General features: G+C 70.4%; 10 protein-coding genes. 6 read left to right on the top strand and 4 right to left on the bottom strand.

Features of this window, described 5'->3' with window-relative positions:
* Nucleotides 1-19: 19 nt before the first annotated feature.
* Nucleotides 20-166 carry an SCO1431 family membrane protein gene (locus OG226_RS39935; RefSeq protein ID WP_328684588.1) on the bottom strand — a complete coding sequence of 49 codons (147 nt, stop codon included), beginning with the start codon at nucleotides 164-166 and terminating at the stop codon, nucleotides 20-22.
* 116 nt (nucleotides 167-282) lie between these two features.
* Nucleotides 283-1644 carry a peptidase C39 family protein gene (locus OG226_RS39930; protein WP_329351672.1) on the bottom strand — a complete coding sequence of 454 codons (1362 nt, stop codon included), beginning with the start codon at nucleotides 1642-1644 and terminating at the stop codon, nucleotides 283-285.
* A gap of 236 nt (nucleotides 1645-1880) precedes the next feature.
* On the opposite strand from OG226_RS39930, the gene OG226_RS39925 reads away from it, so the two are divergent.
* Both OG226_RS39925 and OG226_RS39920 read left to right on the top strand, forming a co-directional pair.
* Nucleotides 1881-2501 carry a uridine kinase family protein gene (locus OG226_RS39925; RefSeq protein WP_329351671.1) on the top strand — a complete coding sequence of 207 codons (621 nt, stop codon included), beginning with the start codon at nucleotides 1881-1883 and terminating at the stop codon, nucleotides 2499-2501.
* 434 nt (nucleotides 2502-2935) lie between these two features.
* Nucleotides 2936-4801: an AAA family ATPase gene (locus OG226_RS39920; protein WP_328684585.1), complete on the top strand. Its 1866-nt coding sequence runs from the start codon at nucleotides 2936-2938 to the stop codon at nucleotides 4799-4801.
* A 182-nt stretch (nucleotides 4802-4983) separates the two neighbouring features.
* Here the strand turns inward: OG226_RS39920 and OG226_RS39915 are convergent, their stop codons facing one another.
* A complete protein-coding gene (locus OG226_RS39915) occupies nucleotides 4984-6555 on the bottom strand; it encodes a glycoside hydrolase family 32 protein (protein WP_329351670.1) in 1572 nt (523 codons plus the stop codon).
* A 150-nt stretch (nucleotides 6556-6705) separates the two neighbouring features.
* Here OG226_RS39915 and OG226_RS39910 point away from each other — a divergent pair, with 150 nt between their 5' ends.
* From OG226_RS39910 to OG226_RS39895, 4 genes are read left to right on the top strand one after another with little or no spacing between them, the layout of a single operon-like run.
* Nucleotides 6706-8115: an extracellular solute-binding protein gene (locus OG226_RS39910; protein WP_329351668.1), complete on the top strand. Its 1410-nt coding sequence runs from the start codon at nucleotides 6706-6708 to the stop codon at nucleotides 8113-8115.
* Nucleotides 8112-9077 (top strand): carbohydrate ABC transporter permease, encoded by a 966-nt coding sequence (locus tag OG226_RS39905; protein ID WP_328684582.1) that lies wholly within the window; start codon nucleotides 8112-8114, stop codon nucleotides 9075-9077. Before OG226_RS39910 ends, OG226_RS39905 begins: the two co-directional genes overlap by 4 nt.
* Nucleotides 9078-9090: 13 nt before the next feature.
* The gene (locus OG226_RS39900; protein WP_328684581.1) at nucleotides 9091-9945 is read left to right on the top strand and encodes a carbohydrate ABC transporter permease; all 855 of its coding nucleotides are present in this window, start codon (nucleotides 9091-9093) and stop codon (nucleotides 9943-9945) included.
* Complete coding sequence (locus OG226_RS39895; RefSeq protein WP_329351667.1) at nucleotides 9942-11333, top strand: glycoside hydrolase family 32 protein; 1392 nt, start codon at nucleotides 9942-9944, stop codon at nucleotides 11331-11333. Before OG226_RS39900 ends, OG226_RS39895 begins: the two co-directional genes overlap by 4 nt.
* Before the next feature lie 643 nt (nucleotides 11334-11976).
* Here OG226_RS39895 and OG226_RS39890 read toward each other — a convergent pair.
* The gene (locus OG226_RS39890; RefSeq protein WP_329351665.1) at nucleotides 11977-13041 is read right to left on the bottom strand and encodes a LacI family DNA-binding transcriptional regulator; all 1065 of its coding nucleotides are present in this window, start codon (nucleotides 13039-13041) and stop codon (nucleotides 11977-11979) included.
* Nucleotides 13042-13066: the final 25 nt, after the last annotated feature.

The following is a 13066-nucleotide window of genomic DNA, read 5'->3' as shown; positions in this document are numbered from 1 at the left end:
AGGTCGCGTATGTGTCAGGTCACAGCAGGCCGATTTGGGTCACAAGCATCGCGATCACCACGACAAGGGTCCAGCCCACGATGTGCTCGACGATCTTCGGACCGTCGCCCTTGGGGCCGCCGGTGCGGGTACGGGTGCGGGCGGCGCTGGCTGAGTGTGCGGTCATGGTGGCTCGCAGAGGTCGGATGTGCGGCGGACTCCCCCGTTTCGTCCACCTTGCCATCCGTGTCGGGTTTTGCGCCGGAGACCTTGGTCACAGGGACCTCGGTCTCCGGCACGGGGTCAGCGCACGCCCACCGCCGCGAGGGCCTTGAGCTGGCGGGCGGTCGGGTGCGCGGGGAAGTAGAGGTAGCAGACGCCGCCGGTACCGGAGGAGAGGTTGCCGGAGGCGTTGTACCGCTTGGTGCGCAGCCAGATGTTCTCCCACTCGCGCCGGTTGTAGACGCGGCGGACGGCCGGATCGGTGGCCGAGTTGGGGTCGTTGGCGATCACGTCACCGTCGGCGGTGAAGCCGATCACGGTCATCAGGTGGCCGGAGGTGCCGTAGCCCGCGCCGGTCAGTTCGCTGCTGAGGAACGACTGGGACGTTATGGCCGGGATGCCCGCCGCGATCAGCGTCTCCAGGTCGCCGAGCGAGCCGAGCCGGGTGACCACGCCCTGGAGGCCCTTGTACGTCGCCGCGTAGGCGGCGTTGAACGGCCAGTTGCCGCAGCCCTCGTACTGGTAGTCGTAGGTGAAGCGGGCCGCGTTGTCGACCTGCGGGTCGGCGAACGCCGGGTCCACCCAGGCGAGTTGCTCCGGGGTGAGGCGACCGCCCCAGTACTCGATGATCATCTGCGAGGAGGTGGGGCTGCACCAGGCCTCGCCGCCGTTGTCGTACTCCGGGTACTGGCCGACGTGGATCTCCTGCGAGTACCGCGGGACGATCAACTCCTGCGCCAGACCGGGGGTCGATGCCGGGACCGTGAAGCGGTCCGGGATGTCGGAGCCCATCGCGCCGAGGCGCCACACGGTGGGGGTGAGCTTGGTGCCGGGCTTGCGGTAGAGGGTCAGGCGGAGTCGGTACGACGCGAGGCGCAGCCCTGTCGTGGCGTCGTCGATCGCGAAGGTGTCCGTCCAGATCGTGGACTTGCCGTCCGTCTGGTCGTCGACGGAGGTCCGCTTGATGTCCTGGTCGCCGGCCGCCCAGCGCCCCATCACGTACCAGGGGGTGTCCGTGCCGTCGGAGTACGTGCCGTGCAGCTCGATCTGGATCCAGGTGCCGGCCGGGGTGTGCGCGTTCCAGGACGCGATGGTCTCCGTCGCCGGGACGGAGAGCTTGTGGACGGGGGACGTCCAGGTCGCGTACTCCCAGGCCGCCGTCTTCTGGGTGTGCGGGTCGGTGTAGTCGACGCTGCCGAGGGCGGCGCCGATCTCCAGACCCGGGCGGGCGCCCGCGACGGCGCGGGTGCCCTGGGCAGCGCCGCGGCGCCAGTCGGCGTACGTGGTCCAGGCGTGGTTGTCGACCGGACGCGACGGGGCGCGGTCGGGGTCGGCGGCGTCGGCGGCGCTCGCGGCGACCGCCGGGCCCGTGCCGCTCACCACGGCGGCGGCGACCGCGGCGGCCAGGACGGTTCTGCGGGACGGATGTTCGGCTCTGCTCATGGGCGGAAGACCCCCGGGTTTTCCGAGTCGGGACAGATCCAGTCGGGACAGATCCAATGGACGACTGTGCGCCCACTATGAACACACACGGCACTCCGCTGCCAGCACTTCGAACCTCGCCACACCCACCAATATTGGTATCGACCAGTGGTATGAGCTGGGGCGGGAGCCACCGCTCCCTAGACTGTCCCGGCGACCTGCGGCATCACCCGCCCCACGACCTCCCGGGATCAGCCATGCACGACCTCGCCCACCGTCTGAGCAAGCTGCCCCCGTCCTGCGGCCCGGTCCGGCTCGTCGGTGTCGACGGGCACGCGGGGTCCGGGAAGTCCACGTTCGCCGGGCAGTTGGCCGAGGCCCTGGGCGGCGCCCCCGTCCTGCGTCTGGACGACCTGGCCACCCACGACGAACTGTTCGGCTGGACCGAGCGGCTACTGAGCCAGGTGATCACCCCGCTCGGCCGCGGCGAGACCGCCCACTACGCCCCCTACGACTGGCACGCCCGCCACTTCGCGGCACCCCGCGCACTGCCGCCCGCGCCGGTGATCCTGGTCGAGGGCGTCGGTGCCGGACGCCGGGCGGTGCGCCCGTTCCTCGCGGGGCTGCTGTGGATGGAACTGCCCCGGGAGGAGTCGTGGGCACGGGGCCGGCTGCGGGACGGAACGGAGCAGCGGGACTTCTGGGACGGATGGGTCGAGGCGGAACACGAACACTTCGCCAAAGACCCTTCGCGCCCCCACGCGGACTTCCTGGTACGGCAGTTGAGAACGGGGTACGAGGTGCTCGCGGGGCCTTCCGAGGCGGTTGGACCGGACCATGGGGTCACCCACGGTGACGGACCGCCCGCAGTGTGCTGAACTTGTGAAGACCCTTCCGCTCGAACTTGTTTGAGTGCCTCAACTCGGCTTGACCCAGGGGCCGTACAGGTCTTACGTTCTGAATGTGCGGCCGGTTCGAAGCCGCCCAGAGTCGCGAAGCCCCCGGTTGTTCCCCCGTGATCGGGGGCTTCGTTCTGCTCCCAGCAGGTTTTCCGGCCGTTACGAGCCGTGATTTGCTCACCCTGGGTCACCGTCCTGAGTGCGCCCCATCTGCTCCCACCTCGTCAAACGGCCTGTGCGGCACCCTTCGATGGGCGACTGCCCCGCAGGTACGATGCCCAGGGTGCGACCGACGGACGGCTGCTTCGCGCACCACGGCAACTCCCGTCCACAGCACAGCGGTTCGACCCAGACTGCCGACGGGCGCCGGCCCGGCGGCGAATCAACGGGGGCACGGTTTGTGGGGGGACGTGATGGACTTCGGCACGCAGGGCCCCGAGGCCCCGGCCGACCTCGCGTGGCTGCGAGGCGTGGACGCCTACACGATGGGCGCCTATCCGCAGGCGGAGGAGGAGTTCCGCACCGCGGTACGCATCGATCCCGGGATGGCCGACGGCTGGCTCGGACTGCACGCGCTGCGCGTCGACACGACGACCGCGTTGCTGCGGATGTACCGGCACCGGGAACGTTTCGGGGAACAGCGCACCAGGCACCGCCGTACGCTCAACTCCTGGTACTGGCTCGGCTGGTGGGTGCAGCCCGTGCTGGAGAGCCCGCGTGATCTGCTGCTCGCGCACGCCTCGCACTGGCTGGACGGCCGTCATGTGCCGGAGCTGGACCGGGCGTTGGCGGGACTGCCGCCCGTGGACACCGACCACCAGGTCCGCTTCCTGCACGCGTGCCGGTCCTATCTGGTCAAGGACTGGGAGCAGCTGGTCCGGCACACGGATCCGCTGATCAACGATCAACTCCTGGGCATCGAGGCCGGGTTGTTCGGCGGGATGGCCCGGGTACGCCTGGAGATGTACGGCCAGGCCGAGCCCCTGCTGTCCTCGGCGCTGATGCGCTGTCGCAGCGAACAGCCGCAGCGCAAGGAGTTGCGGTACTGGCTGGCACGGGCCCACGAGGGCACCGGGCGCAGTGCCGCCGCGCTCCCCCTGTACCGGGCGGTGCACCGCGTCGACCCCGCGTTCATGGACACCTCGGCGCGGCTCGCGGCGATCACCGACTCCGACGGGTACGACGGGTCCGAGGACATGACCGACCTCGCGGCGATCACGCTCTCCGGCGGACAGGACGCGCTGGAGGGGCCGGACGGGCTCGATCCGCTGTTCGGCGCGGAGGGGCGCGACCTGAAGCTGTCGGAGCCCGGTCTGCCGCCGACCGGGCCGTTGCCCTCCGCGGGCGACTCGGTACGGGAGAAGACCTCGAATCCGGTGCTGCCGCTGCCCACGGGGCCCACCGATCCCGTCTTACTGGAGGAGGCGCTCAACGAGCTGGAGCGCATGGTGGGGCTGGAGCCGGTCAAGCGCCAGGTCAAGGCGCTGTCCGCCCAGTTGAACATGGCGCGGCTGCGGGCCGGGCAGGGGCTGCCGGTCCAGCCGCCGAAACGGCACTTCGTCTTCTCCGGGCCCTCGGGTACCGGCAAGACCACCGTGGCGCGCATTCTCGGGCGGGTCTTCTACGCCCTCGGGCTGCTCGGCGGGGACCACCTGGTCGAGGCGCAGCGGGCGGACCTGGTCGGTGAGTATCTCGGCCAAACGGCCGTGAAGGCCAACGAGTTGATCGACTCGGCTATCGGTGGTGTCCTCTTCGTCGATGAGGCGTACTCGCTCTCCAACTCCGGTTACGGCAAGGGCGACGCGTACGGCGACGAGGCCTTGCAGGTGCTGTTGAAGCGGGCCGAGGACAATCGCGACCACCTCGTGGTGATCCTGGCGGGCTATCCCGAGGGGATGGACCGGCTGCTCGCCGCGAACCCCGGGTTGTCGTCCCGTTTCACGACGCGCGTCGACTTTCCTTCGTACCGGCCTCTCGAACTCACCTCCATCGGCGAGGTGTTGGCGGCGGAGAACGGTGACGTCTGGGACGAGGAGGCGTTGGACGAGCTGCGGTCGATCGCCGGGCACGTGGTCGACCAGGGGTGGATCGACGAGCTCGGGAACGGGCGGTTCCTGCGCACGCTGTACGAGAAGAGCTGCGCGTACCGGGATCTGCGGTTGTCGGTGTATCCCGGGATGTTGTCGCGGGACGACCTGTCGACGTTGCGGTTGCCGGATCTGATGCAGGCGTATGGAGAGGTGTTGTCCGGGCGCGGGCCTGGTCCTGCCGGGATGTGAGGGGACGCGGGAGCTCGGTCGGATCCGTGGTGTCGCGGCTGCGGCGCCGTGGGGGGCTGGTCGCGCAGTTCCCCGCGCCCCTTAGGTGGGCGCCGGGAACCGGTGTCTACAAGGCGACGTCCGCTTCAGGCCTCAGGCTTCATCCGCTCGCGAGTGCAGGCCTAGGCCGCCCCCGCCCGGTCTCACACCGTGAACTCGCGTATCACCGTGTTCCGGAACACCGCGCTGCCCCCGATGGTGAACAGGGCGAGCCCGGTGTCCAGCAGGTACGGGAACACCTGGCTGGTGTGCACGTAGCGGCCGTCGTCGACGAACATCTCCACCGATGTGCGGTCGACCAGGATGCGCAATCTCACCGTGCCGGCGGACGGGTCGAACGGGGTGTGGCTCTCCTGCCACTTGCCGGACGTGTCGGCGTTCACCGTGTTCCGTCGGTTGAGGAAGGCGTAGTCGGCGTAGATCCCGGCGTCGATGTGCCGACCGCCGTCCGGTGAGCGCCTCAACTGGATTCCGGCGCCGGTGAGTTGGGACCAGGAGATCTCGGTCGTCACCTCGTAGGAGATACCGGTGTAGTCGAGCACCTTCGTGCCGTCCACGGTCACGTCTCCCAGGTTCGCCGTGCGGGAGACGTACGAGTCGAGGCCGGCGACTGGCCGGGAGGCGAGGTAGTAGGTGGTGTCGGACGCCTTCTCCAGGGTGATCTCGCGGACGACGGAGTCGGTGCCGTTGAAGCCGTCGCAGTCGATGGTGGGGGTGGTGTCGGCGTAGTCCCAGTTGTTCACCCAGCCGAGCGCGTACCGGACGGCCGCGTCCACCGCGCCGCTCGCGTCCCGCTTCTCGAAGGTGACGGCGGCGTACCAGTCCCAGCCGTGGTCGAGCCACTGCGGGTCACTCGCGTCGGCGGTGAACGCGCTGCCGTCGAAGGAACCCGTCCAGTAGGCATACGTGTTGGGCAGCCCCACGCTCTTCCCGTTGGCGCTCGCGCCGAGCACCCATTTCACGGTGCCGTCGACGGCGGTGACGCGGAACAGGTCGGGGCACTCCAGGACGCCGATGCCGTCGTGGACGAAACCGTTCGCGTACGTCCAGGACTTGAGGTCGTCGGAGTGGTAGAAGCCGATCTTGTCGTTCTCTGCGAGGGCCATCACCCAGCGGCCCCGGTCCTCGTCGCGGATCACCTTGGGGTCGCGGAAGTCGGCGACGCCGGGGTTGGGCAGGACGGGGTCGGTGCCGTGGTTGGCGAAGGTGAGACCGCCGTCGGTCGAGTAGTACAGGAACTGCGCCTGGGAGTCGGTGCCGTCGCCGGGCGACATGGTGACGATGACGACGACCGCGCCCGCGCCGAATCCGGCCGTGTCGCCGGTGTCGACCACCGCCGAGCCCGACCAGACATCGCCGTTGGGTGTGGTGTCCTTGGGCACGGCGACCCCGCGGTCGGTGAAGGAGACCAGGTCCCCGGTGGTGGCCAGGCGCCACGCGGTGCCGACGGCACCGGTGAAGTAGTCGGCGTTGTAGAGGTAGTAGTAGTGGTACTCGCCGTCGATCCAGACCGGCCGCTGCGGGTCGTTCTTCCACTGGTCGGGGACCGTGAAGTGATACGCGGCGCGGTAACTCGCCCCGCACTGAGCGGAGTTGGTCCCCGGCTCGGACTTCGAAGCGGCCGCGGCCCGTCCGGCCGACAGCAGTGCGACGGCGGTGCCCGCCGCCGATCCCGCGAACAGTGCTCTCCTGGAAAACCCCGACGCTCCGGGCATGACACATCGTTCCTCTCATGGCGGCTCCTGCGAACGAGGACTGTAGACCTAACTCGTTAAAGGTCAAGCGTTCCCGACCCTTGACAGGCCTGCCGCCCAGTTCTCATCATCTGGGCATCACCCCTGAACTAACACGAGTTAGGCCCGTTGATGACTGACTCGCACCTCCCCCGCCGCACCCTGATGCGGTACGGCGCCTACGGGGCCGGAGCAGCGGCCCTGGCCGGGACCGCCGCGAGCTGGGACCGGCTCACCGGAGCCGACATCCCCGGCCGGGACGACGGCTCCCTCGTCGTCGCCACCCTCGGCTCCGCCTTCGACCCGGCCACCGTCGACGCCCTCACCAAGGGCTTCCACCAGCTCCACCCCGACATCCCGCTGCGGGTGAACGCGGTGCAGGCCGTCGACTGGTCGGACTTCTTCGCGAAGATCCTCACCCAGATCGCCGCGGGCACCGCTCCCGACCTGGTGTATGTGGCCACCGAGGGCGTGCAGTTGTTCGCCCGGCGACTCGGCGTGTCCCTGGACCGCTGGGTGCGGCGGGACGCGGCGGAACTGCGCGAGTACTTCGCCGACGTCCACCCCTCGCTGGTGGAGTCGATGATGTACGAGGGCAACCTCTACCAACTGCCCATGGAGTTCAACGCCGCCGACATGTACCTCAACAAGCAGGTGCTGAGCCGGGCGGGCGCGGAGTTCCCGGCGGCCGACTGGAGCCGCGACGAATTCACCGCGCTGCTGCGGCAGTTGAAGCGTGACGGCGGCTCGCACTTCACGCCGTACTTCTGGACCAACCGGCTGTGGGGCGGCGTGGTGCCCTGGCTCTTCGCGAACGGCACCAACCTGCTGAAGGAGTCGAAGGCGCCCGGCGGCTCCTGGCTGTGGGACACCTTCTACCCGGCCGCCGACCGGCGGGGGCGCGGCGGCGGCTTCCGCTGGACGACCCCGCAGGCCACCACCGACCGGGTCGAGGAGGCGTACGACTATCTCGCCTCCCTCGTCCAGGAGAACCTGTGCACCCGGCCCGAGGGCGGCAACGGCAGCAATCTGGTCGGCGTGTTCTCCACCGGCCACGTCGGCGTCACTCCGGCGGGCGGCTTCTGGGCGGGTGGCCTGCAGCTGGCCGGCATGTCGGCCGCCGACTACGACGTGCAGTACTTCCCACGTTGGCGCACCCAGCGCCACCAGTTCGGCGCGGCGGGCTACGCGCTGCTGCGCACCTCGAAGAAGCAGGAAGCCGCCTGGGAGTTCATCAAGTACGCGGCCCGCAAGGACACCATGACCCGGTTGTTCCGGACCAACCAGACCACCCCGGCCCGGCGTTCGATGCTGAACGCCGCCCGCTACGCCGCGAGCGGCCCGGCGCACTGGCAGGTCTTCTACGACACCCTCGACCGGTTTCCCGACACGGGCCCGATCCCCGCGCCGCCGCAGGTCGCCGAGGTGACCGACGTGCTGCTCAAGTACACCGGCACGGCGCTCGCCTCGCCGCGTGCGGTGGGTCCCGCGCTGCGCCGGATGCAGGGCGCCCTGGAGCAGGCCATGGAGCGTGCGGTATGACGAACACCCAGGTCCCGAACTCCCAGGTTCCGCCCGTACGTTCGCGGCCCGCCACGCCACCCGCCACCGCCGTACGGCCGTCCGTCCGCGATCGCGGCTCCCGGCTGCTGGCCGCGCTGTTCCTGGCACCCACGGTCGTCGGCATCGTCGTCTTCACGGTCGTACCGATCATCGGGTCCGTGGTGCTGAGCCTGTTCCACTGGAACGTGATCGACCCGCCCCGTTTCGCCGGCGGCGCCAACTACCGTACGACCTTCACGGATTCGACCGTCCTGGTCTCCTTCCGCAACACGCTCCTCTTCATGGTTCTCGCGGTCACGCTGCAACTGCTGATCGCGCTGGCGCTGGCACTCGCGCTGAACGGGCGGATGCCGGGGTGGCTGCGGTCGGCGTTCCGTTCGGCGTTCTTCTTCCCCCTGGTGCTGTCCGCCGCGTCCATCTCGGTGGTGATGAAGTACCTGTTCAACCAGGACTTCGGGGTGGTGAACTGGCTGATCGGCCTGGTCGGTGTCGCGCCCGTGCCCTGGCTGACCTCGGAGCACGCGGCGATGGCCACGGTGATCCTGGTCTACGTCTGGCAGCAGTTCGGTTTCTCGTTCCTGCTGTTCATCGGCGGTCTGAACAACATCCCCAAGGAGATCCACGAGGCCGCCGCCCTCGACGGCGCGACCGGCCTGCGCAAGCACCTCGGCATCACGCTGCCGCTGCTGTCGCCGACGCTGCTCGTCGCGTCGGTGGTCGGCATCATCAACGCCCTGCAGGTCTTCGAACAGCCCTACGTCCTCACCGACGGCGGACCCGGCGACGCCACCCGCACCGTCGTGATGGTGATCTACGAAAGGGCCTTCGAGCAGCTCGACTTCGGCGAGGCATCCGCGGTGGGCGTGCTGCTCTTCGCGCTGATCATGGCGGTCACCGCCGTCCAGTTCCGGCTCAGCCGGCGTTTCGTCCACTACCAGTGAGCCGGTGAGCCGCATGAGCCAAGCAACCCCGACCCTGAGCCGCCTGCGCCATTCCCTCACCCCCTGGGCCCGGATCGCCGGACTGACCGTGTGCGCCCTGGTGACGCTGGGCCCGGTCATCTGGACCGTCGCCACCTCGCTGCGCACTCCGGCCCAGTCCTTCGACCTGCCCCCGCAGATCATCCCGACGCACCCGACGACCGCGGCCTACCGCGGGGTCTTCCAGCAGATCGACGTGTGGCTGCTCGCCCTGAACTCCACGCTGGTGACGGCGCTGGTCGCCGTCGGCCAGATGATCACGGCGGGCCTGGCCGGATACGCCTTCGCGCGCCTGGAGTTCCGTTTCAAGAAGCCACTCTTCGGCCTGGTCCTGGCAACCATGATGGTGCCATTGCAGGTCACCATCGTGCCGGTGTTCCTGGTGCTGAAGACGATGGGCCTCACCGACACCCTCCTCGGCCTGATCATCCCGGCCTTCCCTACGGCCTTCGGCACGTTCCTGATGCGCCAGTACTTCCTCGGCATGCCGAAGGACCTGGGCGAGGCGGCCATGCTGGACGGCGCGGGGACCTGGCGGATCTTCCGCTCGGTGTACGCGCCGCTGGCCACACCCGGCCTGGCGATCGTCGGCGTGCTGGCCTTCAACTACCACTGGAACGAGTTCTTCCGCCCGCTGATCCTGGAGACCTCCAGCCAGAACTACACGCTTCCGCTGGGGCTGGTCTCCCTCCAGGGCAACCTCGGCACCGGGTCCATCTCGGTGGTCCTGGCCGGGGTCGTGCTCTCGATGCTCCCCGCCGTCGCCGTGTTCGCCGTCGGCCAGCGCCCTCTCCGCGAGGGCATCACGTCCGCAGGAGTCAACCGTTGAGCCATGACCCCAACGCGCCGCGTTTCAGGGTCCGTCCGCCCGCCGGCTGGATCAACGACCCCAATGGACCGTTCCGTTGGCGGGACCGCTACCACCTCTTCTACCAGCACAACCCCGCCGCACCGGTGCACGCGAACGTCCACTGGGGTCATGCCTCCAGCGCCGACCTCGCGCACTGGGAGCACCACCCGATCGCGCTCACCCCGACACCCGGCGGCCCCGACGAGGCCGGCTGCTGGTCGGGCTGCGTGACCGACGACGACGGCACACCGACCGTCGTATACACGGGAGTTGACCATGCCCACACCGGACTCGGCACCATCTGCCTGGCGCGGGCGGCGGACCCGGACGACGAACTGCTGACCGAGTGGAAGCCGTTGCCGACGCCGGTGGTGGCGGGGCCGCCGCCGGGACTGGACGTGGTGATGTTCCGCGACCCGTTCGTCTTCCGCCACGCGGACCGGCGCTGGGCCCTCGTCGGCGCCGGGCACGCCGACGGCACGCCGTCGGTCCTGCTCTACGACTGCGACGACCTGGCCGACTGGCGGTTCGCCGGTGTGCTGCTCGACGGCAACGACCCGGTAGCCGCAGGCGTGTTCGGCGACAAGTCGGTGGGCTGGGAGTGCCCGCACCTGTACCGGACGGCAGGCGGCGACCATGTGCTCCTGGTGTCCCTGTGGGACGGGGATCCCTGCTCCACCGGATACTTGACGGGTCGTCTGGAGGCGTGCAGCCAGGGCAGGTTGAGATTCGCCTCGCGCAACGGCGGCCGACTCGACCAGGGGCGGGACTTCTACGCTCCCGCCGTGCTCCAGGAACCGGACCGCACACTGCTCTGGGGCTGGTCGTGGGAGGCCCGCCCGCAGGCGGAGCTGGACAGGGCCGGATGGGCAGGCGTCCTCACCGCGCCACGGGTCGTCGACGTCCACCCCGACGGTTCCCTGCGGGTGAGTCCGGCCCCGGAGCTCGAACTGCTGCGCCCGGCCGAGCCGTTCGTCACCGCGCCGGGCCGGGTTCCGCTCCCGGACGCCTACGACCTGACGGTCACGGCATGCGAACCGACCACGGTGACCCTGCTCCGGGACGCGACGGGCCGGGAGCTGACCGTCCGGGCGGACCCCGCCTCGGGAACCGTCGTCCTCGACCGCGGCGCCTGGCCCCGGACCGGCAGGGAAGGCTCCGCCCCGATCACCGTGCACGTGCCGAAGGCACCGGAACTCGCGCTCCGGCTGCTCGTCGACGGCTCGCTCCTCGAACTCTTCGTCGCGGACCGGGCCATGGTCACCGAGCGCGTCTACCGGCGCCCCGACGACATCGCCGAGCTGGTCGTCGACGGGCCGGGGTCTCGGGTCACGGGGTGGGCACTGGGCCTACGGAGGCACGACTGACCACGGGCCAGGACAGGCGCGGGTCGAGTGCCCGGGTGGGCGCAGGATCCAGGGAGGCTCGGCTGACCACGGGGCAGGGCAGGCGGGGAACGGTCGCCCAGGTCACCGGGCGGGCGGCCGGACCGACGGAGGCGCGGCTGACCAGAGTGCGGGCCACACGCGGACCGGGCGCCCGGGGCACCGGGTGGGCGCCACACCCCCACACACGGGTCGGGTGCCCGGGCCACCGGTGGGGGCTGAACCTACGGAGGAGCGGCTGCCCACGGGCCAGGGCAGGCACGGGCCGGATCATCGGGTGGGTACCGGACCCACCAAGTCGCGACTGAGCACGGGCCGTGCGCCCAGAGCACCGGGTCGGCGCGGGACCCAGCGAGGCACGGCTGACGACAGGGCAAGCCAAGCACCGCACGGTCACGGACGGGGCCTCGCCAGCTCCGATGACACCCAGAAACAGCCGAGCCACCACCTCCCCTATGACGGGCCACGCGCCCACCTCACCCAGCGGGCGCCGGACCCACCGAAGCACGACTGACCACACGGCAAAGCCAGGCACCGCACGGTCGCGCACGAGGCCTCGCCAGCTCCGATGACACCCAGAAACAGCCGAGCCACCACCTCCCCTATGACGGGCCAGGCGCCCACCTCACCCAGCGGGCGCCGGACCCACCGAAGCACGACTGACCACAGGGCAGGCCAGGCGCCGGACGGTCGCGGGCGGGGTCTGGCCGGATTCGATGGCGTCCAGGAGCAGTCGGGCCGCCGCCTCGCCCATCGCCCGGTGCGGGAGCGCGACCGAGGTGAGCGGCGGGGTGAGGAACGCGGCCATGTGTTCTTGGTCGTCGTAGCCGACCACCGACAGTTCGGCGGGCACGTCGATCCCGAGCCGGGTCGCGGCGTGCAGGACACCGGCCGCGACCCGGTCGTTGTAGCACAGGACGCCGGTGGGGCGGCGGCCCGGTTCGACCCCGTCGAGCAGGCTCAGTGCCCCCGCGTATCCCGCGGAGATCTCCCCGCCGCCGCGCACGATCCACTCGGCGGGCACGGTGACGCCCTCGGCGCGCAGGGCCTCCCGGATGCCGCGGGTACGTTCCGCCGAGGCGATGTCGTCCAGACCGCCGATCACGGCGAGCCGGCGGTGGCCCGCACCGAGCAGCAGCCGGGCCGCGGTACGGCCACCGGCCCGCTCGGCGGGGACCACGGCGGGCAGGGAGTCGTCCTCGGGCAGGCAGTTGGCCAGCACGGAGTGGGTGCGGCGCAGGCCCTCGGGGACGCGGACCCGGCGCAGTGACATGGCCGCGTAGATGATGCCGTCCACGCGCCGGTCGAGCAGTTCCGCGACGGCCGCGTCCTCCTTGACCGGGTCGCCGCCGGAGTCGACGGTGAGGACGAGATGGTCCCGGTCCCAGGCGGTCTCCATGGCGCCGCGCAGCAGCCGGCCGGCGAACGGCGAGGACGCGATCTCGTCGGTGACCAGCCCGATCACGGCCGTACGGCGACGGCGCAGACCCCGGGCCACCGGGTCGGGGCGGTAGCCCAGCTGGGTCGCGGCCTGCCGGATGCGTTCCTGGGTGGCGGCCGAGAGGTTGCCGTCGGCCCGGCCGTTGAACACGAAGGACACCGCGGTGTGCGACACACCGGCGAGCCGGGCGACGTCCCGCGACGTCGGGCGCCCGGTGCCCGTGTTCCTGCTCTCCTCGGCACCGCCCACGCCGCCCGCCGCCCTCGCCCAGCCC

The sequence above is a fragment of the Streptomyces sp. NBC_01261 genome (assembly GCF_036226385.1).
GTDB lineage: Bacteria > Actinomycetota > Actinomycetes > Streptomycetales > Streptomycetaceae > Streptomyces.
The sequence above is the reverse complement of the archived record's forward strand: the minus strand, read 5'-3'. Positions and strand labels throughout refer to the sequence as shown.